The following is a 1881-nucleotide window of genomic DNA, read 5'->3' as shown; positions in this document are numbered from 1 at the left end:
GGCTTGACCTTATTTAGGCCGGCCTTGATGGCATCGTTAACCGGTAGCTTGAGGTTTTCCGCCAACACTTCGCGAAAATGCCCAGCGTGTTCTTCCAGGCTGCTGCGCGCCTCGGCGGCAGTGGTCGAACTTTTGCCCAGGCCGACCAGCATGGCGGCCAACACATCGGCGCGCAGGGCGTCGTGCATCATGTCCGCTTCCATATGGTTGCGCAGGGCATTGAGGCTGACCTGGTTGGCGCGCACCGCCTCGGCGACCTGATGGTTGCCAATAAAGCTGACCAGACTGAGGATTAGCGCAGCCAATAAGCCGGTGCCAGTGAGCAGGAGCAAACGTAGTTTTATCGACACCGCAGATCCCTCATTTTTGGTTGTCGCCGAATGCACCTTGGTGCGCACAGCATGCCTTACCCGATGCATATCGGCCGGCCGCTGCGCTTGTTGAGTGGCACATCTGATTTGCTAGTAAAGCCTTAATTTATGCAGGCTGCCGGGTCTGCTCTCGACAGCGCCCAAGCCGGCTGTTTAAGGTAGGGCACTTTGCAGCAGTACCCTGGGTCTATGCCCACAAGCGCCCTGCCGCCATTCCCCGAGTCGAGAGCCCACCATGCGTTTGTCCGCCTCACTGTTCAGCCCGTTGTTGGCCTTGAGCCTGTCGTTGTGCAGCCTGGTCAGCCAGGCCGCCACGGTCGAAGACCTCTACCAAGTGCGCCAACCGGTAGCCAGCCAGCAACCGGATGAGCGCGCTGCCGCCCTCAGTAGTGCACTGGATACGTTGGTGCTGCGCCTGACCGGCGACAGCAAGGCGCTGAACAATCCGGCCATTACTGAACTGCGCAAAGACCCACAGCAGTTGGTCAGCCAATACGGCTATGAAAATGGCCCGCCGCAGGTACTGGTGGTGGACTTCGACGCCATCAGCGCTGAGCGCAGCCTGCGCCAAGCCGGTATACCGCTGTGGAGCGCGAACCGCCCGGCCGTGCTGACCTGGTGGCTGAACAACACAAGCGATGGCAGCAGTCTGGTCGGCGACAGCCAACCGGCCGCCGCGCCGCTGCAACGTGCCGCGCAAAACCGAGGCCTGCCGTTGCGTCTGCCGATTGCGGACCTCAATGAACAGCTCGCCGGCACTGCGGAAAATCTCACTGCCAGCAATCCTGATGCATTGAAAGAAGCGTCTTCGCGTTACGGCGCCGATGCGCTGTTGGCGGTCAACGCCAAAGAAGAGGGCGGTCAATGGCAGGCGCAGTGGCGTCTTTGGCTGGGCGACAGCCGCGAACAAGGCAAAGCCGAAGGCGCCAGCGCCGACGCACTGGCTGATGCCGTGCTGCTGGCCGTCAGCCAACGCCTGGCCACACATTTCGTCGCCGCTCAAGGCGCTGCGCAAGACTTGACCTTGGATATCCAGGGCGCCGACCTGACACGCTACGCCGAACTACAACGTTTGTTAGAACCCTTTGATGCGCGCCTGCAGAGCATTGTTGCTGATCGCCTGACCTACCGGGTCAAAGCCAGCGCCGAGCAGTTGCGTGCGCAATTGGCCTTGGCGCGTATGCGTGAGCTACCACCTGAGCCCGTCGCAACAGCACCGGTAGACGCCAGTGCCGCACCGACTGGCCAAGCGCCTGCGCTGACTGCGCCGGTTCCGGCCCCTGCAACCAACGTTCTGCACTACGGCTGGTAAACCCTTTCCCGTTGAGGTTTTTGCGCATGACCGATTCACGTCATTGGCTATGGATTGCCGCGCTGGTGCTGCTCGTTGGGCTGTTGTGGGCGATTCACCCGATTCTCTCGCCGTTTCTGATCGGCATCTTGCTGGCCTATATGGGCGACCCGATCGCCGACAAGCTGGAAAGCTGGAAACTCTCGCGCACCTGGGCAG

General features: G+C 61.3%; 1 protein-coding gene and 2 pseudogenes. 2 read left to right on the top strand and 1 reads right to left on the bottom strand.

What is annotated here, in order from left to right; translation table 11 throughout:
• Positions 1-350, bottom strand: a pseudogene (locus AAAB16_RS16515) (methyl-accepting chemotaxis protein); the annotation flags it as partial.
• Between the two features lie 256 nt (positions 351-606).
• On the opposite strand from AAAB16_RS16515, the gene AAAB16_RS16510 reads away from it, so the two are divergent.
• Together AAAB16_RS16510 and AAAB16_RS16505 are read left to right on the top strand one after the other, a co-directional pair.
• Positions 607-1683, top strand: coding sequence for a DUF2066 domain-containing protein (locus AAAB16_RS16510; RefSeq protein WP_340664298.1), 1077 nt, complete (start codon positions 607-609; stop codon positions 1681-1683).
• 26 nt (positions 1684-1709) lie between these two features.
• Positions 1710-1881: pseudogene (locus tag AAAB16_RS16505) on the top strand (AI-2E family transporter); the annotation flags it as partial.

The organism is Pseudomonas sp. (assembly GCF_037994325.1).
Classification (GTDB): Bacteria; Pseudomonadota; Gammaproteobacteria; order Pseudomonadales; family Pseudomonadaceae; genus Aquipseudomonas.
Note: the sequence above shows the minus strand (reverse complement) of the source record. Positions and strands in the feature narration are given on the sequence as shown.